Below are 26,248 nucleotides of genomic sequence, written 5' to 3'. Positions count from 1 at the left end.
GGGCAGAGGGTGGGGCATTGACCTGCGTCGGGTGGCGCGGTCATTGGTCTGCAACCCTCATCCCAATGTAGGAGCTGCCGAAGGCTGCGATCTTTTGATCTGGATTTTAAAAGATCAAAAGATCGCAGCCTCGTTTCACTCGTCAGCTCCTACAGGGGGCGGTATCAGTTGCGCAGGTGGGTGAGGGGCAGTTCAGTGCTGTTGAGCACCTGATTCAGCACGAAACTCGAGCGCACGCTGGTGACCCCCTCGATCCGGGTCAGATGCCCCAGCAGCAACTTCTGGTAGTGATCCATATCCGGTACCACCACTTTCAACTGATAGTCGGCATCCACCCCGGTCACCAGGCTGCACTCAAGCACCTGCGGCAATGTGCGGATCGCCGCTTCGAAATTCTCGAAGCGCTCCGGGGTGTGCCGGTCCATGCCGATCAGCACATACGCCGTCAGGCTCAAGCCGAGCATCTTGCGATCGAGCAGGGCAACCTGGCGCGAGATATAGCCATCGTCTTCCAGCTGCTTGACCCGGCGCGAGCAAGGCGAGGGCGACAGACCGATGCGCTCGGCCAGTTCCTGGTTGGAGATACGGGCGTCGCGCTGCAATTCCGCCAAAATACTCAGGTCATACCGGTCGAGTTTGCTCATCAATCTGTCCTTGGTCGTAACTATTGCGGCGGATTATCTATCCAGGGTTAAAAATTGCGCAAGCGGTGTTTAATTGAGCAATTTTCGCAATCATCTATCGCGTCCTCAGGCCTATTCTTATCACCAGAATCACTGCTCGGTAACACAGTCCACGCGGCCCGCCCAATCAGGCCCGCCGCGGCCGCCACCCCCACCGGGGATGTGCCGGCCCCCGAGCTGCACACTGTCCAGAAGACGGCGTGAGGTGAGCCGACGTCAAAAGCGTCGAGCCAGGACGAAGTTCTCCAGAAGGGAGGCCGACGGGTCTCCCTTTTTTCTTGCCTGCGATTTCATCCTGGCGCCTCAATAAATAAGTCGCGTGACTGATAACCTGTTGCAGAACCCGGTGGGGCTGTTTCGAGTCTTAGCAACAAGCCCTCCCAACGACAGGCTCCCGCAGTGAGGAAAAGCATGAATTCGCGCATCTGGCGTCTGGCCGGTGTTGGTTTGCTGTGTGTGGGTGTCAGTGCGCAAGCGCTGGCCGATGAGCCGCAGAATCGTGGGCCTGGCAACGGGCCGCAGAACGACGGGATCATTCGTGGCGACAACAGCCGAAAGTTCGAGCACAACGGCCAGCCGCACAACAATGACGGTCAATGGCAGAACCGTGATCAGAACCGCCCGGCCTACAACCCCAACCCGGTTCGCCAACCGCCACCGCCGCCACAATTACCGGCCAACAGTCTGCCGATCCAGCCGCGTCCCGACGCCGTGCGCCAGACCCAGGAGCCGCGTCAGGGTTACTACCGCGACGAGCGTCCACAAAACGGTTACCACAATCAGCAATGGCAGACGCAGCCGCGTCCCGATGACAACCGCTGGCCGGGACGGCCGAACGGTCATGGCAATGGCTGGGGGCCGGGCCCGCAGTATCGTCCGGGCCATGTGATCGATCGCTTCCCGGATCGTGATTACCGCGTGCCGTATCGCGGTCAGGATTACTTCTACTCCGGTGGTTACTGGTATCGCCCGCAAGGCCCGCGCTACATCGTCGTACAGCCACCGCGCGGGATCCGCATCCAGTATTTGCCGGATTACGCCCGTGAAGTGTGGATCGGCGGCTCACTGCTGTTCCTCGCCGCCGGTTCCTATTACGCCTATCAAGAGGCGACGCAGGATTACGTGGTGGTCGAGCCGCCGGTACAGCAACAGCCGCAACCGCAATCCCAAGGCTATGACGTCGAAGCCTACCCGGCCAACGGCCAGTCGCCGCAGCAAGTGCAGCAGGACGGTTATCAGTGCTCGCAGTACGCGGTGCAGCAAAGCGGTTTCGACCCGCGCACCGCGACTTATCAACCCGCGCCCGAAGTGGTTCAGGCGTACCGCCAGGCGCAGGGCAACTGCCTGAGCAGTCGCGGTTATCAGGTCAGATAGGGGCAGCTACAAGCTACAAGCTACAAGCTACAAGCTACAAGCTTGAAGCTAGAGGCTTGTCGCTTGTGGCTGCTTTTACAGGGTCAGCGTGCACCAGCACTTCGGCCTTCGGATAGGCCTTGTGAATTGCCGCCGCCGCTTGATCGCTGATGCCATGGGCGACTGACAGGGTCAGTTCGCCCGGCAATTCCAGGTGCAATTGCACGAACCAGTGGTTGCCGGAGATCCGCGTGCGCAGGTCATGTGCACCGAGCACCCCGGGGACGCTGCAGGCCAGTTCGAGCATGTGCTGGCTGACATCGGTCGGTAGTTCCTCGTCCATCAGCACCGAGAAACTTTCCCGGGCGATCTGGATCGCGCTCCAGAAGATGTACGCGGCGATCCCCAGACCGAACCACGCGTCCAGTTGCGCAAAACCCATCCCGGCCAACACCAGCGCGATGAGGATGCTGCCGTTGAGCAGCAGGTCCGAACGGTAATGCAGCGAGTCGGCGCGTACGGCATTGGAGCCGGTCTGCTTGATCACCCGATGCTGCAACATCAGCAGCGCGGCGGTCAGCAGCAGGGAAAACACGATCACGCCGATGCTTAGCCACGGTGCGCCAAGCGGCTCCGGTGTCTGCAAGCGTTGGTAGGCCTGGAACGCGATCAGCACCGCGCTGCCACCGATGAACAACGCCTGGGCCATGCCCGCCAACGATTCGGCTTTGCCGTGGCCATAACGGTGATCGTCATCCGCCGGGCGCAAGGCGTAATGCACCGCCAGCAGATTGAGCATCGAGGTGACGCCATCCAGCGCCGAGTCGGTGAGGCCGGCGAGCATGCTCACCGATCCGCTGAGCCACCAGGCAATCGCTTTGGCGATGATCAGCGTGCACGCGACCGCCACCGAGGCGCGGGTCGCCAGCCGCAGCAGGCGGGCGTGTTCGGGGCTGGAGGTCATTGAACGTCCTTATTCAAGCGGCCGGTTGCAGACCGAACATCGCCAGTTGCTGAGTGCTGCCCTTGTGCTGGATCAGGCGCGGATCATCCAGAGGAAAATCTCGGCCAAGTTCGCTTTCCAGAATCGCCTGCAGCTTGTGATTATCGACCTGACCGTCCGGGCCGATGGCTTGCTTGAGCTTGGCCGGATCGATCTGCGCGGTGTGGCCCGGTTCGAAATAGATCGCCCCGGTGGCGAAGTCGACGGCAAACGCGATCAGCCCGGGAATGATGTAGAACAGCAGGCCGACGGCATCGAGCACGGCGATCGCCGGGTCGATCTTGCCGTCGATCTGGCCACGGCGGTCCGGGTAGAAAATCGAACCGCACGCTGACAGTTGCGTGAGCAGAGTGGCAACCAGAACACCGCCAATCAGGCGAGAGGGTAAGCGCATGGAAATGTCTCCTGAGTCATCAAATAACGAAGCTTCGTCTTGTGAAGTTAAGACCCTGACGAACGTCAGACAGTTCGTCGTTATACTCGCGGCTCTGTTTGGGAGCCAGCATGATTTCTTTGCCGATCGACGATGTTTTACCCGCCCTGCGTGAAGCCCTCGCGTCACGCCACGAAGCCGTGCTCGAAGCACCGCCCGGCGCCGGTAAAACCACCCGCGTGCCTTTGGCCTTGCTCAACGAAGCCTGGCTGGCCGGGCAGACCATCGTCATGCTTGAGCCTCGGCGTCTGGCTGCGCGGGCGGCGGCGGAGCGCTTGGCCAGCGAGCTCGGTGAACAGGTCGGTGAAACCGTCGGTTATCGCATCCGCCTCGACAGCAAGGTCGGCCCGAAGACGCGTATCGAAGTGGTCACCGAAGGCATTCTCACCCGGCGCTTGCAGGACGACCCGGCGCTGGACGGCGTGGGTCTGCTGATCTTCGACGAATTTCATGAACGCAGTCTCGACGCTGATCTGGCGCTGGCCCTCAGTCTGAACGGTCGCGAGCTGTTTCGCGCTGAACAGCCGCTGAAGATTTTGCTGATGTCGGCCACCCTCGAAGGCGAGCGTCTGGCCGGGTTGCTCGATGACGCGCCGATCCTGCGCAGCGAAGGGCGCATGTATCCAGTGACGATGCGCTGGGGCCGGCCGTTTCAGCCAGGCGAATACATCGACCAGCGCGTCACCCAAACCGTGCTCGAAGCGCTGCACGACGAGACCGGCAGCCTGTTGGTGTTCCTGCCGGGACAGGCGGAGATCCGCCGCGTGCATCAGCAACTGGCCGACGCCATTGGCGAGCGCAAAGACGTCTCGCTGTGCCCGTTGCACGGCGAACTCGACCTCAATGCGCAACGCGCGGCGATCGATCCGGCGCCGCCCGGTCAGCGCAAAGTGGTGCTGGCAACCAACATCGCCGAGACCAGCCTGACCATCAACGGCGTGCGCGTGGTCATCGATGCCGGATTGGCGCGGGTGCCGCGCTTCGACCCGGGCAGCGGCATGACCCGCCTCGACACCCAACGCATCTCCAAGGCCAGCGCCACCCAGCGTGCCGGCCGCGCCGGGCGATTGGAGCCGGGCGTGTGTTATCGCCTGTGGTCGCAGGATCAGCATGAACAACTGGCGGCTTATGGCAGCGCGGAAATTCTCTCGGCGGATCTGGCCAGCCTCGCTTTGCAGCTGGGGCGCTGGGGCGTGACCCCGGGCGAACTGGTCTGGCTCGACATGCCGCCCGCCGCAGCTTATGCCCAGGCGCAGGATTTGCTGCAACGCCTCGGCGCCTTGCACGGCGACACGCTGACGGCCCACGGCCAGGCCATGGCCGAACTGCCGGCGCATCCGCGCATCGCGCATTTGCTGTTGCGCGGTCAGGCATTGGGGCTGGCGGCGATGGCCTGTGATGTGGCGGCGCTGCTCGGCGAGCGCGATATCCTGCGCGGCGCTGGCGCGGATCTGCACAGCCGATTGGTCCTGCTTTCAGGCGAAGAGCGCGCCGGTCGCGGCGCGCAGGGCGGGGTGCAACGCGCCCGGCAATTGGCCCGGCAGTATCGCGGCTACTTGCGCGGCAAGCCGAGCGAACCGGTCAGCGATGCCGAGCATTCGCGCTGGCTCGGCGCGCTGCTGGCGCTGGCCTACCCGGATCGCGTCGCCCAGCAACGGCGCGCCGGTGGTGCCGAATACCGTTTGGCCAACGGTCGCGCCGCGCTGTTCGCTGACGCCGACAGCCTGATGAAGCACGAGTGGATTGTCATCGCCGACCTCGGCAGCCGCCAGGGCCAGCGCGAAGAACGGATTTATCTGGCGGCGGATTTCGATCCGGCGCTGTTCGATTCGGTGCTCGCCGAGCAAGTGCGCAGCGTCGATCAACTCGATTGGGATGAACGCGAAGGCGTGCTGCGTGCCGAGCGCCAGCGTAAGGTCGGCGAGCTGATTCTCAGCCGCGAACCTTTGACCGGTCTGGATGAAAACGCGCGCAGTCAGGCTCTGGTCAATCTGGTGCGGCGCAAGGGGCTGGAGTTGTTGCCGTGGACGCCGGAACTGCGCCAGTGGCAGGCGCGGGTGGCGCTGTTGCGTCAGCTCGATCTGAACACTCAGGACGACAGCCAATGGCCGGATGTCAGCGATGCGGCATTGTTGAATACCCTGGAAGACTGGTTGCTGCCGTATCTGGGCAAGGTCTCGCGACTGAGTCATTTCGCCAACCTCGACCTGTCGAGCATCGTGCGCAATCTTCTGCCGTGGCCGCTGCCACAGAAACTCGATGAGCTGGCGCCGCATCATTTGAGCGTGCCGTCGGGTTCATCGATTCGTCTGGATTACAGCGAACATCCACCGATTCTCGCGGTGCGTTTGCAGGAGCTGTTTGGTCTGGCCGATACGCCACGGATCGCCGGTGGCCGGCAAGTGGTCAAGCTGCATCTGCTGTCGCCAGCGCGGCGGCCGGTGCAGGTGACGCAGGACCTGGCCAACTTCTGGCGCAGCACCTATGCCGAGGTGAAGAAAGATCTGAAGGGGCGCTATCCCAAGCATTACTGGCCGGATGATCCGCTGGTGGCTGAAGCCACGGCGCGGGCGAAACCCCGGGGCACCTGACCGGGGTTACGCCAATGCCGGGCGCTGATTCAGGCGCCTGCGGCAGCGGTGTCTGCCTGACCTCGGGCGAAACGTGTAGCCGAGGTCTGCAACAGCAACGCGGCACTCAATGTCACCAGCAGGAAAGGCAGCAGCCAGGCGTTTTCGATCATGGCCAATTGCAGGCTGAGTATCAGCAGCAGCACGGGTGTCGCCAAGGCGTTCGCCCGGCTGACACACAGACCCACCGCCGCCTCGCTGTACCGGCAGGCGATGGCGACGCGGATATGCACGCGCGCACCGCCAAATGCCATACCGAGGATCAACAGGCTCAGCGACTTGAGCATCAGATTGTCCGGCAGCAGCAACCACATCGAAGTGGCGATCAGCGCCAGTAATCAGGCCTGACAGATAGGCCGTCAGGTTGCGACCGGTATTGGCAATGATTACCAGCACCCCGATTAGCGCCATGCCCAGTCCGAAGACGGCATCGAGTATGCCCAGTTCGAACAGTGCCCAGCCGTGGCTCGCCACATACACTGGCAGCATGAAGTTGAATGCGCCGAGGATCGGCCAGATCAATACCATCGGCACAAACAGCGTCAGCGGCAACCTGTCAGGTGCAGCAACGTCGGCCGTTGCCTGCACCGCTGTAGGTTGACTGTCGCGGGTGAAGCAAATCGCCGCAACCATAAAAAAGCCAGCGCTGAGCACTATCGAGAAACCCATGCCGGGTAGAATCGGCATCAAGCCTGCCGCGAGCAAAGGCCCGATCATCAGTGCGGCCTGACTGGTAGCCGTGGTTGCACCACTGATTCGCCGGACCTTGGTTTCATCCATGCCGCGTTGAATCTGGGTGAACCACATGTCCAGGCTGGCTTCGAGCGACATGACCATCAGCCAGGCAAACAGGTTGGTGATCAACAAACCGACAGTAAAATTTCGGGACACGCCCGATATCAGCGCGATGCCGGTCAGCCCAAGCACAAACCAACTGCTCATCTGCCGACCGTTCATGCGCAGCGACAGGCGCCTGATCATCGCAGGCGTGATAAACGCTGGAATGAACGAGCAAAAAATCGCTAGCGCCAGTGGCAGATATCCGCCTTCTTCCTGGTTGAGGATGGTCCATGTCAGCGAGACCATCAGCGCACCGGAAAACAACCGATATACCGTCGAGCAGAACAGGAACATGGCCAGCTCTTTTGCAGCTTTTTGGGGGGCGGCGTTTATTTCATTCATTTGATCGATCCTTGCCCTTGAGTACGCGGCGATTCTTCAACTGGAAGGCGGGCGCGAGCGACCCGCACCGGCCTTAACCAGGTGCAGGCAACTGACGTCGGTTAGGGCGGATGTCAGACCAGAGTGCGCATCACTTTGAGGGTCTTTTCGATGTCTTCGGGCGTATTGATGATCCCGGCGGAAAAGCGCACGGTCGAATGCCGATAAGGCGTGGCGCTGGCAATGATTTTCTGCTCTTTGAGCCTGGCGACGATCTCTTTGGGGGCGCGGGCTTTGACATCACAGCAGACAAACCCGGCCGAGAACTCTGCAGACTGCGGCGTGTGCAAATACACGTTGGGCAGCTTCGCCAGTCCCTCCTTCAACTGCCCATTGAGTTCGGCGACCCGGTCGGCAATGCGCTTGCGGCCGATCTGCTCGATGAACTTGAACGCCTCGATCATGGCCCACTGGTTTTCGAACGCGAGAAAGCCACCAGGACTGACCCAGGCTGCCTGCGTCTGGCCCTGTGGATCGCGCTGTTGGCGCCAGGCATTGGCGGGTTCGGCGGCCATAATGGTGGGAATGGTCGGTGTGATGTGCGCCCACTGACCTTCGCGAGCCCAGACCAGACCGGTCCCGTGCGGGCCGAGAATCCATTTGTGTGTACCGGCGCTGAAAAAGTCGCAACCCAGGCTCGCCACCTGCGCTTCGGAACAGCCGAAGCCGTGCACGCCGTCGATCACGTAGATGATTCTGTCCGCTTCGGACCGATCACGGTTGATCCTCGCTACCAGTGCACCGATTTCTCGCGCCGGCAAGCGTACGCCAGTGCCCGAATGCACCTAGGTCATGGCAAGAATGCGGGTTGCCGGTTTGATGGCTTTTTCGATGCGCGCGACGATGGCGTCGACACTGACATCGTCTGGTCCTTCATACAGGTCGATCCGGCGAATGCTGCCGCCCCACTTGAGGACCGCCAGACGCATCGCTTCGTCGTGGGTGTACCACTCGTGGTTGGTCGTCAGGATTTCCTGGTGGGGGGCCAGTTTCAGTCCGTTGTAGATCATCGACAGACCCTGCGTGGTGCTGGTCGTCAGTGCGATGTCCTCAGCGCGTCCGCCGGTATAGTCGGCAGCCGCGGCGCAGACCTTGCGCCAGACCATGTCCCGCGGTCTGGCGAACATGTTGTCTTCGAGGTAGGTGTACGGATTTTCGTCGAATGCCTGCCGGTGGCGCGCCATGGCATCGCGAACCGGCTTGGGGTTGGAAGCGAGAAAAAAGTTGGAAATGTGCACGAATTCAGGCGACAACTTGAACTGCGCTCGCACGGATGCCCAATCGTTGGGGTCCAGCACCGTCATCACGTCATTCTGAACAGGCTTGTTACCCGCCTGTGCGTTCGTCACACCTGCAATCATGCTGCCTCCAACCAGGGTCGCGCCAACCGAGACCCTCACGAATTCACGTCTTCCCAGACTCATACCTACTCCCTGTCGATTCATATTGAAGTGCGCGCAGGACGCGCAAACATAGCATTGAAAATACGCTGCCCATAGAGGCCGACGGCCAAGCCGATCACTATCAGTACCACCGCCATCACCTTGCTCGCCGGCACTTGCTCATGAAAGATCAAGACCGAGCCGAGCATGCCGAAAATCGGCACCAGCAGCGACAGTGGCGCGACCGTGGAAACCGGATAGGTTTTGAGCAGCGAGTTCCATATCCAGTAGGCGAACAATGTGTTCGGGTAAACCTGAAACAGGATCGACAGCACGGCGGTCGTATCGACCTGATTGACAAACGTGGTGTAGCCGGAGCTGCCGTTCACTGCGTAGTCGAGCGCGAACAACGGGATTGGTGCGAAGGCGCTGGACCAGACCAGAAACGCGAAGACCTCTTTGGTGCTGGCCTTTTTGTTGATGATATTGGCGACGCTCCATGAGGCTGCGCCCACCAGCACCAGCAGCACACCCGGCAGACTGACCGAACCGTCGCTGATCATGATGATGCACAACAATCCACCGAGTGCGATCAGCATGCCCAGCACCTGAAAGCGTGTCAGCGCTTCCTTGAACACCCAGCCGCCCAGCAGAATCGTGAAAAACGCGCTGAATTGCAGCACCAGCGAAGCGATGCCTGCCGATAGCCCGGCCTTGATGCCCAGGTTCACGATGCCCCACAGGCCGATGCCGAACACCAGTCCGTAACCGATGATGTAGCGCCACGGCACATTCGGTTTGCGGATGAAAAAGATCGCCGGTAACGCACAAAGACTGAAGCGGATGCCCGCCAGAATAAACGGGTCTACGGTGGCCAGTCCCAGCTTGATGACCGAGAAGTTGACACCCCAGATTGCCGTGATCAAGACAGCCAATACAACGTGCAGTGGTTTCATTGCTGTGTCGCCTTCATGAGGGTGGGGGGTGTCATGCGACGGATGTCAGGTTTGCCGTCAGGCGTACCCGGGAAAACATTTCATGCAAGCGGTCTCGAAGCGAAAAATACAGGGATCAGGACGCAAACTTGAGGAGCAACCCGGACGATAGATTGCGCTCCAGCACAAGCAGCCACTGCTCGCGCAGCACTCGCACCAAGTCGCGGATATCTACCGATTAGTCATGCAGGGCAACGCAGGCATGGGCGACGAAGTCACTGTTGTCGCGGGGAGTGGCATGAATCAACCGCGTCTCACCAGCGACCCACGCCGTTTATCGGTGAATGGGGAATTAGTCGGCAACACAAACTCAAGTTGATGCGATGTGATCGTTAATGTGTGCAGTGCCATACATGCCTCATGTCATTATTAAAGTTTGTGTGGCAGGCACACAGTTTCTCACCACGTATATTCGGGCTGTGCAAGAACGTTTCAGGGGGTGGCTGGACTTAACCGGAAGTTAGCTCCAGGTATAACCAGTACAACAATGCTGTTGCGCTGAAGGCTGCGCCTAACAGGCAAACGGCAACCCAGCCCAAGTGCACATACGTGTAAGTTGCCGTAATTGCGCCGACACCGCTGCCCACGGAGTAGAAGCACATATAGGCGCCCACCAGCCGGCTTTGCGCATCGGGCCGGGCGGCGAATATCAGGCTTTGGTTGGTCACATGCACCGCTTGCACAGCGAAGTCCAGCAGTACCACGCCGATGACCATGGCCAGCAGCGAGCTTTCAACAAACGCGGTGGGCAGCCATGACACGGTCAACAGCGCCAGCGCGATGCCTGTCGTGCGATTACCCAGGCCTTGATCGGCCAGCCTTCCGGCCCTTGCTGCAGCCAGCGCGCCGGCTACCCCAGCCAGACCGAACAGGCCTATCTGAGTGTGTGACAGCGACAGGGGAGGTGCGCTCAACGGCAATACCATTGCGGTCCACAGTACGCTGAATGCGGCGAATATCAGCAGGGCGAAGGTGCCCCTGACGCGCAGCGTCCGTTCGGTGATATACAGCTGCAGGACCGACCGCAGCAACTGCAAGTAACTGCCCTTGGCCGGTGGTGTGGTCGATGCTGGCATGGTGCGATACAGCACCAGTGCCATGCCGATCATCAAGGCTGCGGAAACGAAGTAAACGCCGCGCCATCCCGCCAGATCGGCTACCGCGCCCGATACGAAGCGCGCAAGCAGAATGCCCAGCACGACGCCACTGGTCACCGTGCCAATGGCTTCGCCACGTTGTTCCGGGCTGGCCAGCGTCGCAGCGTAGGCAACCACCACTTGCACGACGACCGCCATCAGCCCGACCAGCACCATCGCGCCGAGCAACATGCCCCAATCCTGTGCCAGCCCAACCGCGCACAAAGCAATGGCCGACAGCAGCATCTGCGTCAGGATCAGTCCCTTGCGATTGAGCAGATCTCCCAGCGGGACGATGAACAAAAGGCCTACTGCGTAACCAGCCTGAGTGGCGGTGACCACCACGCCGATAGTGCCGGGCGACACCGACAGGCTCGCAGCCATCGACTCCAGCAGCGGTTGTGCAAAGTAGACGTTAGCCACGGCCATGGCGCAGGTGATTGCGAAGAGAAATTTCTGGTAACGACTTAATCCGGTATTGGCCGTCTGTGTCTGAGGGGCTCGAACGCTGCCGCTGCTGGCTGATTTTTCGGCTTCGACGTCCATTTTCGAAGGCTTTTGAGGGTTCAACGTCATCATTCCATCCTTGGGAATCTGGTTTCCAAAGAAAACCGGTGCGTTGATTTTTATCAAAACTGGTTTTAATCTACAACTAGTTTTTACAAAATATTTTCTTCTGACGTTAGATCCTTTCTAACGCGCTCTTTCCCAAAATTGGAGACTCATGGCCAGACAGTTGCTACTGGCACAAAGCGAATGTCCCGTGGCCCGCACTCTCGAGGCCATCGGAGATCGTTGGGTGTTGATGATCATCCGTGATGCTTTCGATGATGTGCGTCGTTTCAGCGAATTCCAGAAACGTCTGGGGCTGGCGAAAAACATCCTCACGGTGAAACTCAAGAGATTGGTCGAGCTGGGCGTGTTCGAGGTGCAGCCAGCTTCCGATGGCACCGCTTACAAGGAATACGTGTTGACCGAGATGGGCCGTTCGGTTTTTCCCATTGTCATCAGCATGCGCCAATGGGGCGAGCGTTTCCTGTTCAGTAAGGGTGAGAGTTATTCGGTGTTGCTGGACAACGAACAATCGGAGCCGGTCGAGACCATTACGGTACGCTCCCGCGCGGGCAAGGTCTTGGGCCCGGCGGATTGCCATCGGCGCGTGGTCCGGCGCCGAAGTTGATGGCTGTCATTGTCTATGGCGCGGCAGGAAGCAGGAATCGCGCAATCACTGGCAAGTGATCGGAAATGCGCAACGTATCGTCCTGGCGCACCATCGCTTCGATTCGTTTGATCTTCGGGCTGTAGAAAAGATAGTCGACCGTGCGATCCGGGCCGTTTAGGCCGGGGTCGTTTGGGTAATGGGTCAGCCATTTGGCCCGGTCGATGCCGCCGGCTTCGTTGTTGGTCGGGATCATCGGATACTTGTCCCACAGCAGATGCAACTCGCTGTCGGCAGCGTAGGGCGTGCGGCGCTCGACGGGCAGGCGTCGGTACTGGCCCAGCGGCAGCAGATTGAAATCGCCACCGATCAGCCAGGGCAGGCCTTGGCTTTCATACTTGTCGAGCACCTTGGCCACGGCAGCCATTTGCGCCTGCACGTTGCCGTCCGCCTGGCTGGCGCGCTGCAAGTGGGTGTTGAACACGGTCAGTTGTCCGCCATCGCTGAGCGGCAGTTTGACTGCCACCAAGGCGTCTTTGGGCTGGAACTGGCGGCTGATGAAGTTGCTCGGTGCTACGGGCAGTTGCAGGCGTTCGGCGTGTTCGATGCGATAGCGACTCAACGTCGCCAACTGGCGGCCGACGCTGCCGTAGATGTGGGGCTCGGGGACAAAATCGGCTTTCCAGTCGAAGGCGCTGGTGCTGCACGGGTACAGATCGGCGACGCGTTCCTGCAACAGCTTGAGCTGATTCTGGTAGTCGCTGGCCTTGGCGCCGTCGTCGAGCTCCTGCAACAGCACCACATCGGGTTGTTCGTCGCGGATCACCCGCGCCACTTCATCGAGACTGAAAGCCATGTCTTCCTGAGTCGGCGCTTCGTCGTTGCCCTGAGCCAGATCATTCCAGAACACATAGCGCTTGCCAGCGAGGAACTGCACGTTCCAGGTCATGACTTTCAATGCTTGCCCGGGCACCAGCGTCGGTGCGGTGGTGCCGCAACTGACCGGCAGGGTTTCGCGAGCGTCGGGGCGCCAGGTCAGGCTGAACAGCAGCACGCCGAACAGGACGCCGGCGAGGATGACGAGGAGCAGGGTGTAGCGCAGCAGACGGGTCATGGCTCGGCTTATAGCGTTACAGAAAGTGGTCCCGAGCATACCTGACGGCAGCGGCGAAGCCCAAGCACGGTGCGGTCAGACCGCTCCGTTACTTTTGTCAGGCAATTCGCTGATCAGCATGAACAGACGGAACAGCACGACGCTGGTGAACAGCTGCAGGAAGCTGTGGGCGCTGTCGATCAGTCCGGCAATCAGCGGATTCTGCGGTTCGGGGTACACCGCCAGCGTCGCGCCCTTGAGCAGCCATAGCGGCGTCATTACACAGAGAATGCACAGCAGAATGCGCCAGAAATGCCCGCGCGTCAGACGCAGGCTTTCCTTCATCGCCTGCAACGGCCCGAGGCCGCGCAGCACCAGCAGGTATTCGGCGAAGGCGAGCATGACCATCAGCATCAGGCCCGGCAGGAAATACAACGACAGGCCGAGCAGAATCAGCAAGGTATTGAGCGCGGTCAGCACGGCGAAGCGCGGCCACAGGGTGGCGGCCATCGCCAGCAGGTCGCGGTTGCGTGGCGCCTCGCCACGACTGCGTGCATCGAGAAACAGGATCAGTGCGGCGGTGTACAGCGGATACACCAGCAGGCCGACGATGATACTGACTCCGGCAAAGGTGTCCGGCCCGGTGGCGTGATCGACCGCCTGCTGCAAGAAAGCTTCGACGATCACCAGCGGCAGGCACAACTGCACGATGCTGCCCAGATGGCGTTTAAAAAAATACAGAGAGTCGCGCAGTACTTCGAGGGCATTCATCAGTCGGTATCGCAGGTCGAAAACAGTGGCTCACTTTAACCGATGCAACGCGGGGCGACACAAACGTAAACATTCGGTAAAGGCCATTGAAACGTTTTGTCACTGTCTCCATTACAGGAGAGCACCGCGCCCAGAGTGGGGGCGGGCACGTTATTACCGGCAATCTACGAGGTCGCCATGAACAGCGAAGAGCAAACCCTGATCGATGGACTGTTTTCCCGGCTGCAACAGGCCGAAACGGAGGCAGCCCCGCGCGACGCCCAGGCCGAGGCGCGGATCAAGGAACACCTGACGCGCCAACCGGCGGCAGGCTATTTCATGACCCAGGCGATTCTGGTGCAAGAGGCCGCGCTGAAAAGCCTCGACGAGCAGAACAAGCAACTGACCCAGCAAGTCCAGCGCCTGCAGGCCGAGCTGCAATCGGCCAAGGCCCAGAGCGGCGCACCGGCATCCAGCGGTGGCGGCGGTTTCCTGTCGAGCATTTTTGGCGGCGGCAATTCGCGTCCGGCGCCGAGCCAGAGCGCAGCACCATCGTCCACCGGCGGCTGGCGCGAGCCGGCGCCGCAGCAGAGCTATCAGACTCCGGCACCGCAACAGAACTTCGGCGCAGCGCCGCCCAATTATGCGCAGCAGGCAGCCCCGGCGGCGGGCAACAGCTTCCTCGGCGGCGCGCTGAAAACCGCCGCAGGCGTGGCCGGCGGTGTGATGCTGGCGCAGGGCATCAGCAGCCTGTTCCATCACAACCAAGCACCTGAAGAAATCGTCGAGGTCATCAAGGAAGAACCGGCACAGGTCGCCGACCAGAGCAACAACGGCTGGGGCGATGATCAGCGCGTGGCGGACAACGGCTTCTCGGGCAATGAGCAGGGCGGTTTCAGCGACGCCGATTACAGCAGCGACAATTCGTCGTTCTTCGATGACGACGACTCCTTCGTCTGATTCACCATTCGTCCGGAGCCCTGCGGGGCTTCGGGCCGATTATTCGCGGAACCCTCCTTCGGGCTGGCATACTGAGCGCCTTTTTCAGGCCTGAACGCCTGACCCCGCTTCGTGCGCTTGCGCGCTCACAGGAACTCCGGTGAAAAAAATCGCAGTGTTCGCCGATGTGCAGAACCTCTACTACACCGTGCGTCAGGCCTATGGTTGCCACTTCAACTACGCCGCACTATGGGCGGACATCAGCAAGAACGGGCAGATCGTCGAGGCGTATGCCTATGCGATCGACCGTGGCGACAGCAAGCAGCAGCAGTTCCAGCAGATCCTGCGCAATCTCGGTTTCACCGTGAAGCTCAAGCCCTACATCCAGCGCAGCGACGGCTCGGCCAAGGGTGACTGGGATGTCGGCATTACCCTGGACATCATGGACGCTGCCGACCATGTCGACGAAGTAGTGCTGGCCTCCGGTGACGGCGATTTCGACATGCTGCTCGAACGCATCATCAACAAGCACGGTGTGCAAGCGGTAGCCTACGGCGTCCCCGGCCTGACCGCCAACTCGCTGATCCGCGCTGCCAGCCGCTACGTGCCGATCGAAGGCGCACTGTTGCTCAAGAGCTGAGCTGAACAATAGATTGGAACGGAGTACACCCCGGTTTGGAACGCATTGCAGTCATCGACTTTGAAACCACCGGCCTGTCGCCGAACAGCAGCTGCCGCGCCACGGAAATTGCCGTGGTCATGCTGGAAAACGGCCGCATCGTCGAGCGTTACCAGAGCCTGATGAACGCCGGCGTGCGCGTCCCCGCGTTCATCGAACAACTGACCGGCATCAGCAACGCCATGCTGCGCACCGCGCCGCCCGCCGAGCGGGTGATGGAAGAGGTCAACGAGTTTGTCGGCTGCACGCCGTTGCTCGCACACAACGCCTCGTTCGACCAGAAGTTCTGGGATTTCGAACTGGGCCGGATCAAGCGCACACGCCTGCAGAATTTCGCCTGTTCACTGCTGCTGGCGCGGCGCCTGATGCCGGCGGCGCCGAATCACAAGCTCGGCACGCTCACCACTTTCGCGCGGTTGCCGCATACCGGGCAGGCTCACCGGGCCATGGCCGATGCGGAGATGGCGGCCAATCTGATGGCGCATTTGGCGCAAGAGTTACGGGGCAAGCACGGGGTACGCGAGTTGAATCACGACCTGCTGTGCAAGTTGCAGAAGGTGCCTGCCGCAAAAGTCGGCGAGCATTTGCAGCGTTATCGCTGAAGTCGGGCACCACACAGTAACCTTGTAGGAGTGAGCCTGCTCGCGATGACGGAGCATCAGTCGATGGAGATGTTGACTGCCACTGCGCCTTCGCGAGCAGGCTCGCTCCCACATTAATCTTTTCGGTGTGCCTGATTATTTACCGTTGCCTTCGATGTGCCCCAACGGCACACGCTTTTCGACTGCGCTTGAAAGCACAATCGACGTCTTGCTGAACCCGAACTTCGCCACCCGATCGATCAACTCTTCCAGCTCAGGCATCGAGGCCACCGCCGCTTGCATGATCACGCACGGGTCGCCGGTGACCCGATGGCATTCAGTGATCTGCGGGATTTTGATCAGTTCATCGTAGGCCTTCTGGTTGCCGTGCTGGTTCAGGCGCAGTTCGATCACGCACTGGATCGGCAGGCCGATTTTCGCCATATCGATTTTTGCTTGATAACCGGTGATCACTCCGGCCGTTTCCAGTTTGGCCACGCGTTCGGCGACGGCGGGGGCTGAGAGGTTAACCTTGCGCGCCAGATCAGCGTAGGACGCGCGGCCGTTTTCCAGAAGTGCGCCGAGCAGCATGCGGTCGTATTTGTCCAAGGCGAACTCCTGAAATGGCCAGACTTTCGAAATCGCGGCTTAACCCGGCGATCTCCGTGATTTCAAAAGTGTACCGGCGCGATAAACAGGTTTTGTAACTTATTTTTGCGCGGCAGCCTTTCTAGAATAACCCGTCCACAGAAATCTGACTGTCGAGCTGCCCATGCCTGCCTTGCGCCGTTTTTCCCTGCCGTTGATCGCCGCGTTTTTTGCGTTGTACGTGATTTGGGGATCGACCTATCTGGTGATTCGTATCGGTGTCGAATACTGGCCGCCGCTATTGCTGGCCGGGGTGCGCTTCGTCATTGCCGGCAGCTTGATGTATGCCTGGCTGCGCTGGCGTGGGGCTCCGGCGCCCACCTGGGCGCAGTGGAAAGCGGCGGGGCTGGTCGGCATTCTGCTGCTCAGTTTTGGCAATGGCGCGGTCAGCGTGGCGGAGCATACCGGCGTGGCGTCAGGTGTCGCTGCGCTGGCGGTGGCGACGGTGCCGCTGTTCACCTTGTTGTTCGGCTACTTCTGGGGCGCGCGTAATACGCGTCTCGAATGGGCCGGTGTGGCGTTGGGGATTATTGGCATAGCCATGCTCAATATGGGTTCCAACCTGCAATCGAGCCCGCTCGGTGCGATGTTGCTGATCTTCGCGGCGGCGAGCTGGGCGTTCGGCTCGGTGTGGAGCAAATACCTGCCGTTGCCGGCGGGTGCCATGGCCAGCGCGGTGGAAATGCTCGTCGGCGGCGTGTTCTTGCTGATCGGCAGCGCGCTGAGTGGCGAGCACCTGCAAGCCATGCCGCCGCTCGAAGGATGGCTGGCGCTGGCCTATCTGATTTTTTTTGGCTCGATCATCGCCTTCAATTCCTACATGTATCTGCTCAAACACGTGCGCCCAGCGGCAGCGACCAGTTATGCCTACGTCAACCCGGCAGTGGCGGTGTTGCTCGGCGTGGTGTTTGTTGGCGAGACCATCGGCATCGAAGAAGCGCTGGCGATGCTGGTGATCATCAGCGCGGTGCTGCTGATCAGCCTGCCGCAGTGGCGCCGGCCCGCGCAGCCGCCAGTGGAGGAGGTGAAAGCCGTTCCGACGGAAGCGCGTACGAATTAGGGTAAACTGCGCGGCATTGCATCCCCGCGTCATTTTTTCCTACGGTACTCCCATGACTTTCGCCTCCCTTGGCCTGATCGAACCCTTGCTGCGCTCCCTCGAGACGCTCGGCTACCAGACCCCGACGCCGGTGCAGGCGCAAGCCATTCCGGCGGTGCTGGCCGGTCGCGACCTGATGGCAGCGGCCCAGACCGGCACCGGTAAAACTGCCGGTTTCGCCTTGCCGCTGTTGCAGTTGCTGGCCATGGAAGGGCCGAAAGTCACCGCCAATTCGGCGCGTGCGCTGATTCTGGTGCCGACCCGCGAGCTGGCCGAGCAGGTCCACGAAGCCGTGCGCCAGTACGCGGAAAATCTGCCGTTGCGCACGTACGCGGTGTACGGCGGTGTCAGCATCAACCCGCAGATGATGAAGCTGCGCGGCGGCGTCGATGTGCTGGTCGCCACGCCCGGTCGCTTGATCGACCTGTTCCGCCAGAACGCGCTGAAACTCAATCAGCTGCAAACGCTGGTGCTGGATGAAGCCGATCGTATGCTCGACCTGGGCTTCTCTGAAGAACTGGCGAACATTTACCGCATGCTGCCGAAAAAACGCCAGACGCTGCTGTTCTCCGCGACCTTCTCCGATGACATCCGTCTGCTCGCCGGGCAGATGCTCAATGATCCTTTGAGCGTCGAAGTCAGCCCGCGCAATGTTGCCGCCAACACGGTCAAGCAGTGGATCGTGACGGTGGACAAGAAGCGCAAGGCCGAACTGTTCGTGCACCTGATGCGCAAGAACAAGTGGAAGCAGGTGCTGGTGTTCGCCAAGACCCGCAACGGCGTCGATGCGCTGGTGGAAAAACTTCAGGGCCTCGGTGTGAATGCTGACGGCATCCATGGCGACAAACCCCAGGCTACGCGCCAGCGCGCGCTGGACCGTTTCAAGCTCAGCGAAGTGCAGATTCTGGTCGCGACCGACGTCGCCGCCCGTGGTCTGGACATCGAAGACTTGCCGCTGGTGGTCAACTTCGATCTGCCGATCGTCGCCGAGGATTACATTCACCGCATCGGCCGGACTGGCCGTGCGGGTGCCACCGGTGAGGCGATTTCGCTGGTGTGTGCCGATGAAGTGAACATGCTCTCGGCGATCGAGATGCTGACGCGGCAGAACCTGAAGCGCCAGAACGAGCCGGATTTCGAACCCGAGCACCGCGTGCCGGACACCGATGCCAGCGGTCAGGTGATCAAGAAGCCGAAGAAACCGAAGAAGCCGAAAGCATCGGGTGGTGGCGGTGGGAAACGTAATCTGGGCAAGTGGGTCGACAGCGGCGAGACCTCGGCACCGGAGCCATCGATCAAGCCAGTACGCAAAGTGCCGGTGTTCAATACCGGGCCGCGTAAACGTAAGCCGTGATTTGATGCGGCGTTTACAATAGCGCCTTCGCGAGCAGGCTCGCTCCCACATTGGGAATGCGTTTCCCTGTAGGAGCTGCGGAACGCTGCGATCTTTTGATGTTGGTTTTAAAGATCAAAAGATCGCAGCCTCGTTTCACTCGTCAGCTCCTACAGGGTTTTGTGCTTAAGCCACTGCACCATTCCCAGCCCTGCCGCGCGCCCGCTGGCGAAACACCCGGTCAGCAAGTAGCCGCCCGTCGGCGCTTCCCAGTCGAGCATCTCGCCGGCACAAAACACCCCCGGCAACGCCTTGAGCATCAAACGCTCATCCATCGCCTCGAACCGCACGCCACCGGCGCTGCTGATTGCCTCATCCAGCGGACGGGTTTTCACCAGGGTCAGCGGCAACGCTTTGATCGCTCGCGCCAACAGCGCCGGATCGGCGAAGGTTTCGGCATCGGTCAGCTCGCGCAACAACGCTGCCTTAACCCCATCAATCCCCACCTGACTGTGCAGATGCTTGGCCATTGAGCGCGCGCCGCGTGGTTTGCTCAGCGCCGCCTGCAATTTATCCACAGGCCGGCCGGGCAGCAGGTCGATGTGGATAACCGCCGCGCCATAGCGATTGATCTCTTCGCGAATCGGCGCGGACAGCGCATAAATCAGACTGCCTTCAATGCCGGTCGCGGTGATCACGCATTCGCCCAGACGCGGGATATCGTCGTTTAACCCGATGGCGATGTTTTTCAGCGGCGCGCCGGCAAATTTGCTCACCATCAGCTCGCTCCAGGCTTGCACCTCGAAGCCGCAATTGCTTGGCTGCAACGGCGCCAGATCCACGCCGCGCTGCTCCAGCGGCAACATCCACGCGCCATCCGAGCCCAGCCGCGACCAACTGCCGCCGCCTAGGGCGAGCAGGGTGGCGTCGGGGTTTACGCTGATTTCGCCTTCCGGACTGTCGATGCGCATTGCTCCATTTGCGTCCCAGCCGAGCCAGCGATGACGGGTGTGGATAACCACGCCGCTGTCGCGCAGGCGCTTGAGCCAGGCGCGTAATAGCGGCGCCGCTTTCATGTCGGTGGGGAATACACGGCCGGAGCTGCCGATGAAGGTTTCGATGCCCAGTTGGTGAATCCACTGGCACAAGGCATCGGCATCGAATGCGCGCAGCAGCGGGGCGATCTGCGGTGCGCGTTCGGCGTAGCGTGCGAGGAACGCCGGGTAGGCTTCGGAGTGGGTGATGTTCATGCCGCCGACCCCGGCCAGCAGGAACTTGCGCCCGACCGATGGCATGCCGTCGAAAACGTCGACGCGAATTCCGGCCTGGCTCAGCACTTCGGCGGCCATCAGGCCGGCGGGGCCACCGCCGATGATGGCGACGTGGGTGTTGGCGGGAGCGGAATTCTCAGTCATGGGCGTGCGCTGCGGTATGGCGGGACAAGGCGCGCATTCTAACAGCGCTGAACCCTGTGGGAGACATCATGTGGGAGCGAGCCTGCTCGCGAACGCGGTCTGTCAGTCAATTAGATGTTGTGGGTGCTAAAGCTTTCGCGAGCAGGCTCGCTCCCACCGGGGCTGCGGTGTATTTCGAGGCTGGTTAAAAAATAAACAGTGCGCTGTGCGCCATGCCCAGCATGGCCTGCAGTCCCTTTCGCTCAGGTTATCCACAGGCAGTTCCACAGCGATTGTGGGTAACGCAGCACGTTTCAGTGACAGCCGTGTGAATCCCAGACCCGTTGCGCGCTGTGATGGAGGATGCCGTGGCGGCGGGCGAGGGCGTGGCGATCCTTGCTGTAGCCGCCGCCGATCACCCCGACCACCGGGATGTCGCGGCCCAGGCAGTGGCGCATCACCCGTTCATCGCGCTCGGCCACGCCGGCGTCGGTCAGTTGCAGATAACCGAGGGCATCGTCCTTGTGCACATCGACGCCAGCGTCGTAGAGCACCAGATCCGGTTGATACAGCGGCAGCAGGTAATTGAGCGTGTCATCGACCACCTGCAGATAATCGGCATCACCCATGCCTTTGGGCAGCGGAATGTCCCAGTCACTTTCGGCTTTGCGTGCGGGAAAATTCTTTTCGCAGTGCAGGGAAACGGTAATCGCCTCCGGCGTGTCATGCAGAATCCGCGCGGTGCCGTCGCCTTGGTGCACGTCGCAATCGAAAACCAGTACGCGATTGACCCGGCCGCTCTGCAACAGGTACTGGCTGATAATCGCCAGGTCATTGAAGATGCAGAACCCGGCGGGGTAATCGTAGTGAGCGTGATGGGTGCCGCCGGCCAAGTGACAGGCCAGGCCATGTTCCAGCGCTTGCTCTGCGGCCAGGATCGAGCCGCCCACCGCGCGCACGGTGCGTCGCGCCAGCGCCTCGTTCCACGGCAGGCCGAGGCGCCGTTGGTCTTCGCGGGACAACTCGCCGCTCATGTAGCGTTCGATATAGCTGCGGTCATGGGCGAGGGCGAGGATGTCGTTGGGACAGATCTGCGGGCGCAGCAGGTCGGCGTCGCGGGTCAGGCCGCTGTCGACCAGGTGATCGCGCAGCAGCCGGAACTTGTCCATGGGAAAGCGGTGATCCGCGGGAAAATCGGGGCTGTAGTCTTCGTGATAGATCAACGGCAAGGGCATGGCTTGTTTCGCGCAGAACCAGGGAAAGAATGAACGATCCTACCAGCGATGTAGACTCAACGGCATGGAAATGGAGGGGACGATGGAGCCGATACTGGAGCTGCAAAGCGCGCGGTTGTTGATGCGTCAGTGGCAGGACGAGGATTTGCCGGCATTCGCCGCGATGTGCGCCGATCCACAGGTGATGCGCTACTTTCCAGCGCCGTTGACCCGGCTCGAAAGTGCCGCATTGATCGGCCGCGTGCGTGGGCATTTTGCCGAGCACGGCTTTGGTCTGTGGGCGCTGGAGCGCAAGGACACGGGCGAGTTCATCGGTTTCACCGGGTTGGGCGTGGTCGGCTTCGATGCGCCGTTTACCCCGGCGGTGGAGATCGGCTGGCGTCTGGCCAAGGAACACTGGGGCTTGGGTTACGCCAGCGAAGCGGCGTGGACCGCACTGCGCGCGGGTTTCGACCAGTTGAAACTGGAGGAAATCGTCTCGTTTACCGCCGGGCAGAATGCGCAGTCGGAGAAGGTCATGCAGGCGATCGGCATGCATCACGACCCGCAGGACGATTTCGATCACCCCAGGCTTGCGCTCGATCACCCGTTGCGTCGGCATGTCCTGTATCGCATCAGCCGCGAACAATGGCTGCAAACCTTGCATGAATAAGCCGACACGGACGTTTACAATGGCCGCCATCGTATTTGGCCCGTGCCAGAACCTGAATCGTCCGCCGCAGCCAAGACTGCGCGGCCATTGCTTTGTGTGAGGAGAGTCTGAATGAGCCAAGTGCTGGAAGATCTGGTCGATCTGCTGACCCTGGAGCCGATCGAAGAAAACCTGTTCCGTGGCCGCAGCCAGGATCTGGGGTTCCGCCAGTTGTTCGGCGGTCAGGTGCTCGGCCAGTCACTGTCGGCGGCCAGTCAGACGGTGGAAGAGGCGCGCCATGTGCACTCGCTGCACGGTTATTTCCTGCGCCCGGGCGATGCCAAGTTGCCGGTGGTCTATTCGGTTGATCGCGTGCGTGATGGCGGCAGCTTCAGCACCCGCCGCGTAACGGCGATCCAGAAGGGCCACCCGATCTTCACCTGCAGCGCTTCGTTCCAGTACGACGAAAAAGGCTTCGAGCATCAGGGCCAGATGCCGGCGGTGGTCGGCCCGGAAAACCTGCCCTCGGAGCTGGAACTGATCCAGCAGCGTGCGCACCTGATTCCCGAGCACATGCGTGAAAAACTGCTGTGCCCGAAGCCGATCGAAGTACGCCCGGTCACCGAAAAGGATCCGTACAACCCGCAACCGGCCGATCCGATCAAATATGTGTGGTTCCGCGCCGACGGCGCCCTGGCCGACATTCCTGCGCTGCACAAATACCTCCTGGCCTACGCCTCGGACTTCGGCCTGCTGACCACGTCGATGCTGCCCCACGGCAAGTCGGTCTGGCAGAAGGACATGCAGGTCGCCAGCCTCGATCACGCGCTGTGGTTCCACAATGATCTGCGCGCCGATGACTGGTTGCTCTACGCGATGGACAGCCCGTGGGCCGGCAACTCGCGCGGTTTTTCCCGTGGCAGCGTGTTCAACCGCGCCGGGCAACTGGTCGCTTCGGTGACTCAGGAAGGCCTGATCCGCCATCGCAAGGACTGGGCATGAGCCTGACCGAGGTTCGTCATTGGGTGTTCGACATGGACGGCACGCTGACCGTCGCCGTGCATGATTTCGCGGCGATTCGCGTGGCACTGGCGATTCCGCCAGAGGACGACATCCTCACCCATCTCGCCGCATTGCCAGCGGATGAAGCAGCGGCCAAGCATGCCTGGTTGCTGGAACATGAACGCGATCTGGCATTGGGCTCGACCCCGGCCACTGGCGCGGTGGAGCTGGTGCGCGACCTGCATGCGCGCGGTTATCGCCTTGGCATTCTCACCCGCAATGCGCGGGAACTGGCGCACGTGACGCTGGAGGCGATCGGCCTGGCTGACTGCTTCGCGGTCGAGGATGTGCTGGGCCGCGACGAAGCGCCGCCAAAGCCGCATCCCGGCGGTTTGCTGAAGCTGGCCGAAGCCTGGCAAGTGCCGGCCAGTGACATGGTGATGGTCGGTGATTACCGTTTTGATCTGGATTGCGGCCGAGCAGCGGGGGCGCGGACGGTGTTGGTGAACCTGCCGGATAACCCATGGCCGGAACTGACCGATTGGCATGCGAGGGATTGTGTTGAGTTGCGGCGGATGCTCTCAGCCTGACATCTTCGTCGCCTGAGCCGGCCCCTTCGCGAGCAGGCTCGCTCCCACAGGGAAATACATTCCAAACGTGGCATTCATTCCTATGTGGGAGCGGGATTGCTCGCGAAGAGGCCGGTACATTCAACACAAAACCTACTGATCAAACAAAGCCTTCTGCCCCTCCGCCGACGTCAGCATGCCATCCCCGTCATGTCCGACCCCGGGTACTTCAACCAGCCGCTGATTGACCCCCTCGGGATGCCGGCGCAGCAAATAGCCAAAATACATCTTCCCGCGCATCAACCGGTAAGCCCCTTGCGCCTCGGCCGCGCAACTCTTGTCCAGCGCCGGATGTTCCGGGTCGACGTCCTGCTGCCCGAGCAGATAGATCACCTCGCGTTTGACGTAAGCGCTCTCAACTTGCAACGGCGTTCGCCCACCGGCATACACCGGCATGTCCGCCAGCCCGTACTTCCAGCGATTGAAACCCGGGCATTGCGCGTGATCGAACGCCACTGGCCGCTGCTCGTTGAAGTACGCATAGGACGAAGGATTGGCCACTACATAGCGCAAGCGAATGCCGTTGGCCTTGAGTGCCGGCTGATCCTTGGCCAGCAGGGCGTAACGCTGCACCACCTGACCCCCGCCGGAGTGGCCGAAGATCACGATCTGCTTCACGTCCGGAAACTGTTTGCGGTCGCTGACCCGCGCGACGATTTCGTCCAGCGCCGCGTAGGAACTCAGCGGATTCGGCCCGGTGGACAAGCCGCCGCCCATCCACTCGTTGCCCTGCCAGCGCAGCACCGTCGGCGGCAAGGAATACAGGGTGACGTCGCTTTCATTGAGAAACTGCGGAGCGATCACCAGCGTGTGCGCGGTCTGTCCGGCGAGTTCGGCGGCGCTTTCCGCGCTTTTGCGATAGGTCTCGGCGTTGCGCAGGCGACCGTGAATCACGATCAGCACTCGCTCGATCTTCTCCGGCGCCGGGCCGATGCCCACTGCCATTTCCCCGGCCTTGAGTTGCAGGCGACCGGGGCTGATCGCATCGACGCCGGCCGCTTGCGCAGTGCCGACGAAGAACAGTAACGCCACAAGCCATTTATGCATTTACAGGGTTTTCGCCGCGAAGGTGTCGCACTGGCTTACCTGGCCTTGCGCGAATCCGGTTTTGAACCAGCGCACCCTTTGCGCTGACGTACCGTGGGTAAACGAGTCCGGGACCACTCGGCCCTGACCCTGTTGCTGCAAGCGATCATCGCCGATGGCGTTGGCGGCGTTCAAGGCTTCTTCGATGTCGCCCGGTTCCAGCCAGTTCAGGCGTTTCTGCGCGTTATACGCCCAGACGCCGGCGAGACAGTCGGCCTGCAATTCCTGGCGAACCAGCAAGCCGCCGTCGCCCTCCATCTGCCGGCCTTGCTGACGCGCCGCCTGCATCTTCGCCGAGACGCCCAGCAGCGTCTGCACATGGTGGCCGACTTCGTGCGCAATCACATAAGCCTGAGCGAAATCGCCAGCGGCCTTGAAACGCTGCGACATTTCCTGGAAGAACGCCATGTCCAGATAGACCTTCTGGTCGGCCGGGCAATAGAACGGGCCGGTGGCAGAAGTGGCCATGCCGCACGCGGAGTTCACCCGGTTGCTGAACAGCACCAGCGTCGGGTCTTTGTATTGGCGTCCGGCCTGCTGGAAGATCGGGCCCCAGGTGTCTTCGGTGTCGCCGAGGATCGAGCGGACGAACTCAGCCTGTTCATCATTGGCCGGCGGCGCCTGACGGGTTTGCGAAGTAGCCGCCGGTTGCTCCATCTGCCCGGTCAACTGGCCGAGAATCTGCATCGGGTCCTGGCCGGTGAGCCAGCCGATGCCGACGATCAGCACGATGGCCGTCAGGCTCAGACCCTTGCCGCCACCGAAGCGCATGCCGCCGCCACCGCCGGCATCATCACCCCGGGCGTCGACGACGTTGTCACTGCGTCGGCCTTTTTTCCATAGCATGTGGGAATCCTCTTTTATTGCCGGTGATGAATCTGCTGGTGATGAGTGTTGCCGCTGTGTGAGTGTGGCGCCAGTCCGGTCGTCCGTCCATGCACACGCGCCCACGTGGTGCGGGCCTGGTATTGACGGTCGAGCGAGCCGTGAATTCAATCCCGAGTGGAATTTCTTCCGTCGAATTCATGAACCCGCTGTTTCGACCGCAGTCTGTGATGTTGCACACTTGCCGGGCGCCGAAGTGGCGGGAATCTTGCCTCAAGTTTTTACCTGGCGGCGGTTTTCCGGCGAAGAAGCGTGCAACCCGTGCGGTT

The 26,248-nt window shown here is 61.2% G+C and carries 26 protein-coding genes; 11 read left to right on the top strand and 15 right to left on the bottom strand.

From position 1 onward, the window contains the following. Window positions 1-164: 164 nt before the first annotated feature. Window positions 165-644, bottom strand: a complete 480-nt coding sequence (locus AB4N53_RS16030; protein ID WP_008081091.1) for an Lrp/AsnC family transcriptional regulator — start codon at window positions 642-644, stop codon at window positions 165-167. Between the two features lie 450 nt (window positions 645-1,094). Here AB4N53_RS16030 and AB4N53_RS16025 point away from each other — a divergent pair, with 450 nt between their 5' ends. Next, a complete protein-coding gene (locus AB4N53_RS16025; protein ID WP_460121642.1) occupies window positions 1,095-2,057 on the top strand; it encodes a DUF6515 family protein in 963 nt (320 codons plus the stop codon). Between the two features lie 34 nt (window positions 2,058-2,091). Here the strand turns inward: AB4N53_RS16025 and AB4N53_RS16020 are convergent, their stop codons facing one another. Together AB4N53_RS16020 and AB4N53_RS16015 are read right to left on the bottom strand one after the other, a co-directional pair. Continuing rightward, the gene (locus AB4N53_RS16020; protein WP_460121640.1) at window positions 2,092-3,000 is read right to left on the bottom strand and encodes a cation diffusion facilitator family transporter; all 909 of its coding nucleotides are present in this window, start codon (window positions 2,998-3,000) and stop codon (window positions 2,092-2,094) included. A gap of 13 nt (window positions 3,001-3,013) precedes the next feature. Beyond that, window positions 3,014-3,433 carry a hypothetical protein gene (locus tag AB4N53_RS16015; RefSeq protein ID WP_016773056.1) on the bottom strand — a complete coding sequence of 140 codons (420 nt, stop codon included), beginning with the start codon at window positions 3,431-3,433 and terminating at the stop codon, window positions 3,014-3,016. A 110-nt stretch (window positions 3,434-3,543) separates the two neighbouring features. On the opposite strand from AB4N53_RS16015, the gene hrpB reads away from it, so the two are divergent. Then, window positions 3,544-6,063 (top strand): ATP-dependent helicase HrpB, encoded by a 2,520-nt coding sequence (gene hrpB, locus AB4N53_RS16010; RefSeq protein ID WP_460121637.1) that lies wholly within the window; start codon window positions 3,544-3,546, stop codon window positions 6,061-6,063. A gap of 6 nt (window positions 6,064-6,069) precedes the next feature. On the opposite strand, the gene AB4N53_RS16005 is transcribed toward hrpB, so the two are convergent. From AB4N53_RS16005 to AB4N53_RS15985, 5 genes are all read right to left on the bottom strand, one after another. Next, window positions 6,070-7,284, bottom strand: coding sequence for an MFS transporter (locus AB4N53_RS16005; protein WP_460121635.1), 1,215 nt, complete (start codon window positions 7,282-7,284; stop codon window positions 6,070-6,072). A 113-nt stretch (window positions 7,285-7,397) separates the two neighbouring features. Continuing rightward, window positions 7,398-8,084, bottom strand: coding sequence for an aminotransferase class V-fold PLP-dependent enzyme (locus AB4N53_RS16000; RefSeq protein ID WP_460121633.1), 687 nt, complete (start codon window positions 8,082-8,084; stop codon window positions 7,398-7,400). A gap of 24 nt (window positions 8,085-8,108) precedes the next feature. Beyond that, the gene (locus AB4N53_RS15995; protein ID WP_460121631.1) at window positions 8,109-8,672 is read right to left on the bottom strand and encodes an aminotransferase class V-fold PLP-dependent enzyme; all 564 of its coding nucleotides are present in this window, start codon (window positions 8,670-8,672) and stop codon (window positions 8,109-8,111) included. Window positions 8,673-8,764: 92 nt separating this feature from the next. Next, window positions 8,765-9,661: an EamA family transporter gene (locus AB4N53_RS15990; RefSeq protein ID WP_460121629.1), complete on the bottom strand. Its 897-nt coding sequence runs from the start codon at window positions 9,659-9,661 to the stop codon at window positions 8,765-8,767. A gap of 488 nt (window positions 9,662-10,149) precedes the next feature. Further along, window positions 10,150-11,412 (bottom strand): MFS transporter, encoded by a 1,263-nt coding sequence (locus tag AB4N53_RS15985; RefSeq protein WP_460125170.1) that lies wholly within the window; start codon window positions 11,410-11,412, stop codon window positions 10,150-10,152. A 148-nt stretch (window positions 11,413-11,560) separates the two neighbouring features. Here AB4N53_RS15985 and AB4N53_RS15980 point away from each other — a divergent pair, with 148 nt between their 5' ends. Continuing rightward, on the top strand, window positions 11,561-12,016 hold the full coding sequence (locus AB4N53_RS15980; RefSeq protein ID WP_076564201.1) for a winged helix-turn-helix transcriptional regulator: 456 nt from the start codon (window positions 11,561-11,563) through the stop codon (window positions 12,014-12,016). A gap of 13 nt (window positions 12,017-12,029) precedes the next feature. Here AB4N53_RS15980 and AB4N53_RS15975 read toward each other — a convergent pair whose 3' ends face one another. Beyond that, a complete protein-coding gene (locus AB4N53_RS15975) occupies window positions 12,030-13,109 on the bottom strand; it encodes an endonuclease/exonuclease/phosphatase family protein (protein WP_460121627.1) in 1,080 nt (359 codons plus the stop codon). Window positions 13,110-13,184: 75 nt separating this feature from the next. Beyond that, a complete protein-coding gene (locus tag AB4N53_RS15970) occupies window positions 13,185-13,859 on the bottom strand; it encodes a YciC family protein (RefSeq protein ID WP_460121625.1) in 675 nt (224 codons plus the stop codon). Between the two features lie 177 nt (window positions 13,860-14,036). Between AB4N53_RS15970 and AB4N53_RS15965 the strand changes: the two genes are divergently transcribed. The 3 genes from AB4N53_RS15965 (at window position 14,037) to AB4N53_RS15955 (ending at window position 16,058) form a co-directional block, all read left to right on the top strand. Continuing rightward, window positions 14,037-14,798, top strand: a complete 762-nt coding sequence (locus tag AB4N53_RS15965) for a DUF2076 domain-containing protein (RefSeq protein WP_460121623.1) — start codon at window positions 14,037-14,039, stop codon at window positions 14,796-14,798. A 139-nt stretch (window positions 14,799-14,937) separates the two neighbouring features. After that, complete coding sequence (locus tag AB4N53_RS15960) at window positions 14,938-15,417, top strand: LabA-like NYN domain-containing protein (RefSeq protein ID WP_056790604.1); 480 nt, start codon at window positions 14,938-14,940, stop codon at window positions 15,415-15,417. A 35-nt stretch (window positions 15,418-15,452) separates the two neighbouring features. Next, window positions 15,453-16,058 (top strand): 3'-5' exonuclease, encoded by a 606-nt coding sequence (locus tag AB4N53_RS15955; protein WP_076564198.1) that lies wholly within the window; start codon window positions 15,453-15,455, stop codon window positions 16,056-16,058. Between the two features lie 135 nt (window positions 16,059-16,193). On the opposite strand, the gene AB4N53_RS15950 is transcribed toward AB4N53_RS15955, so the two are convergent. Continuing rightward, window positions 16,194-16,646 carry an Lrp/AsnC family transcriptional regulator gene (locus AB4N53_RS15950; RefSeq protein ID WP_460121620.1) on the bottom strand — a complete coding sequence of 151 codons (453 nt, stop codon included), beginning with the start codon at window positions 16,644-16,646 and terminating at the stop codon, window positions 16,194-16,196. 163 nt (window positions 16,647-16,809) lie between these two features. Between AB4N53_RS15950 and yedA the strand changes: the two genes are divergently transcribed. Further along, entirely contained in the window at window positions 16,810-17,745 is a 936-nt protein-coding gene (yedA, locus tag AB4N53_RS15945; protein WP_460121617.1) for a drug/metabolite exporter YedA, read from the top strand. A gap of 52 nt (window positions 17,746-17,797) precedes the next feature. Beyond that, window positions 17,798-19,138 (top strand): DEAD/DEAH box helicase, encoded by a 1,341-nt coding sequence (locus AB4N53_RS15940; protein WP_024014423.1) that lies wholly within the window; start codon window positions 17,798-17,800, stop codon window positions 19,136-19,138. A 149-nt stretch (window positions 19,139-19,287) separates the two neighbouring features. On the opposite strand, the gene AB4N53_RS15935 is transcribed toward AB4N53_RS15940, so the two are convergent. Beyond that, complete coding sequence (locus AB4N53_RS15935; protein ID WP_460121615.1) at window positions 19,288-20,532, bottom strand: TIGR03862 family flavoprotein; 1,245 nt, start codon at window positions 20,530-20,532, stop codon at window positions 19,288-19,290. A 293-nt stretch (window positions 20,533-20,825) separates the two neighbouring features. Then, window positions 20,826-21,746, bottom strand: a complete 921-nt coding sequence (locus tag AB4N53_RS15930) for a histone deacetylase family protein (RefSeq protein WP_460121613.1) — start codon at window positions 21,744-21,746, stop codon at window positions 20,826-20,828. 82 nt (window positions 21,747-21,828) lie between these two features. Between AB4N53_RS15930 and AB4N53_RS15925 the strand changes: the two genes are divergently transcribed. The 3 genes from AB4N53_RS15925 to AB4N53_RS15915 all read left to right on the top strand — a co-directional run bounded on the left by AB4N53_RS15925 (window position 21,829) and on the right by AB4N53_RS15915 (window position 23,969). Then, window positions 21,829-22,398, top strand: coding sequence for a GNAT family N-acetyltransferase (locus tag AB4N53_RS15925; protein ID WP_110603105.1), 570 nt, complete (start codon window positions 21,829-21,831; stop codon window positions 22,396-22,398). A 111-nt stretch (window positions 22,399-22,509) separates the two neighbouring features. After that, complete coding sequence (tesB, locus tag AB4N53_RS15920; protein WP_016773073.1) at window positions 22,510-23,379, top strand: acyl-CoA thioesterase II; 870 nt, start codon at window positions 22,510-22,512, stop codon at window positions 23,377-23,379. Next, the gene (locus AB4N53_RS15915; RefSeq protein ID WP_460138948.1) at window positions 23,376-23,969 is read left to right on the top strand and encodes an HAD family hydrolase; all 594 of its coding nucleotides are present in this window, start codon (window positions 23,376-23,378) and stop codon (window positions 23,967-23,969) included. Before tesB ends, AB4N53_RS15915 begins: the two co-directional genes overlap by 4 nt. Window positions 23,970-24,101: 132 nt before the next feature. Here AB4N53_RS15915 and AB4N53_RS15910 read toward each other — a convergent pair whose 3' ends face one another. Together AB4N53_RS15910 and ypfJ are read right to left on the bottom strand one after the other, a co-directional pair. Then, window positions 24,102-25,055: an alpha/beta fold hydrolase gene (locus AB4N53_RS15910; RefSeq protein WP_460121611.1), complete on the bottom strand. Its 954-nt coding sequence runs from the start codon at window positions 25,053-25,055 to the stop codon at window positions 24,102-24,104. Further along, window positions 25,056-25,940, bottom strand: a complete 885-nt coding sequence (gene ypfJ / locus AB4N53_RS15905) for a KPN_02809 family neutral zinc metallopeptidase (protein WP_110646124.1) — start codon at window positions 25,938-25,940, stop codon at window positions 25,056-25,058. Between the last annotated feature and the right edge of the window lie 308 nt (window positions 25,941-26,248).

It is taken from the genome of Pseudomonas sp. H3_E04 (genome assembly GCF_054668915.1).
Note: the sequence above shows the minus strand (reverse complement) of the source record. Positions and strands in the feature narration are given on the sequence as shown.

Bases quoted from the DNA above. Each gene is read 5' to 3' on its own strand.
- AB4N53_RS16030 (WP_008081091.1), bottom strand. From the start codon at position 644: ATGAGCAAACTCGACCGGTATGACCTGAGTATTTTGGCGGAATTGCAG.
- AB4N53_RS16025 (WP_460121642.1), top strand. From the start codon at position 1,095: ATGAATTCGCGCATCTGGCGTCTGGCCGGTGTTGGTTTGCTGTGTGTG.
- AB4N53_RS16020 (WP_460121640.1), bottom strand. From the start codon at position 3,000: ATGACCTCCAGCCCCGAACACGCCCGCCTGCTGCGGCTGGCGACCCGC.
- AB4N53_RS16015 (WP_016773056.1), bottom strand. From the start codon at position 3,433: ATGCGCTTACCCTCTCGCCTGATTGGCGGTGTTCTGGTTGCCACTCTG.
- hrpB (WP_460121637.1), top strand. From the start codon at position 3,544: ATGATTTCTTTGCCGATCGACGATGTTTTACCCGCCCTGCGTGAAGCC.
- AB4N53_RS16005 (WP_460121635.1), bottom strand. From the start codon at position 7,284: ATGAATGAAATAAACGCCGCCCCCCAAAAAGCTGCAAAAGAGCTGGCC.
- AB4N53_RS15990 (WP_460121629.1), bottom strand. From the start codon at position 9,661: ATGAAACCACTGCACGTTGTATTGGCTGTCTTGATCACGGCAATCTGG.
- AB4N53_RS15985 (WP_460125170.1), bottom strand. From the start codon at position 11,412: ATGACGTTGAACCCTCAAAAGCCTTCGAAAATGGACGTCGAAGCCGAA.
- AB4N53_RS15980 (WP_076564201.1), top strand. From the start codon at position 11,561: ATGGCCAGACAGTTGCTACTGGCACAAAGCGAATGTCCCGTGGCCCGC.
- AB4N53_RS15975 (WP_460121627.1), bottom strand. From the start codon at position 13,109: ATGACCCGTCTGCTGCGCTACACCCTGCTCCTCGTCATCCTCGCCGGC.
- AB4N53_RS15970 (WP_460121625.1), bottom strand. From the start codon at position 13,859: ATGAATGCCCTCGAAGTACTGCGCGACTCTCTGTATTTTTTTAAACGC.
- AB4N53_RS15965 (WP_460121623.1), top strand. From the start codon at position 14,037: ATGAACAGCGAAGAGCAAACCCTGATCGATGGACTGTTTTCCCGGCTG.
- yedA (WP_460121617.1), top strand. From the start codon at position 16,810: ATGCCTGCCTTGCGCCGTTTTTCCCTGCCGTTGATCGCCGCGTTTTTT.
- AB4N53_RS15940 (WP_024014423.1), top strand. From the start codon at position 17,798: ATGACTTTCGCCTCCCTTGGCCTGATCGAACCCTTGCTGCGCTCCCTC.
- AB4N53_RS15935 (WP_460121615.1), bottom strand. From the start codon at position 20,532: ATGACTGAGAATTCCGCTCCCGCCAACACCCACGTCGCCATCATCGGC.
- AB4N53_RS15930 (WP_460121613.1), bottom strand. From the start codon at position 21,746: ATGCCCTTGCCGTTGATCTATCACGAAGACTACAGCCCCGATTTTCCC.
- AB4N53_RS15925 (WP_110603105.1), top strand. From the start codon at position 21,829: ATGGAGCCGATACTGGAGCTGCAAAGCGCGCGGTTGTTGATGCGTCAG.
- tesB (WP_016773073.1), top strand. From the start codon at position 22,510: ATGAGCCAAGTGCTGGAAGATCTGGTCGATCTGCTGACCCTGGAGCCG.
- AB4N53_RS15915 (WP_460138948.1), top strand. From the start codon at position 23,376: ATGAGCCTGACCGAGGTTCGTCATTGGGTGTTCGACATGGACGGCACG.
- AB4N53_RS15910 (WP_460121611.1), bottom strand. From the start codon at position 25,055: ATGCATAAATGGCTTGTGGCGTTACTGTTCTTCGTCGGCACTGCGCAA.
- ypfJ (WP_110646124.1), bottom strand. From the start codon at position 25,940: ATGCTATGGAAAAAAGGCCGACGCAGTGACAACGTCGTCGACGCCCGG.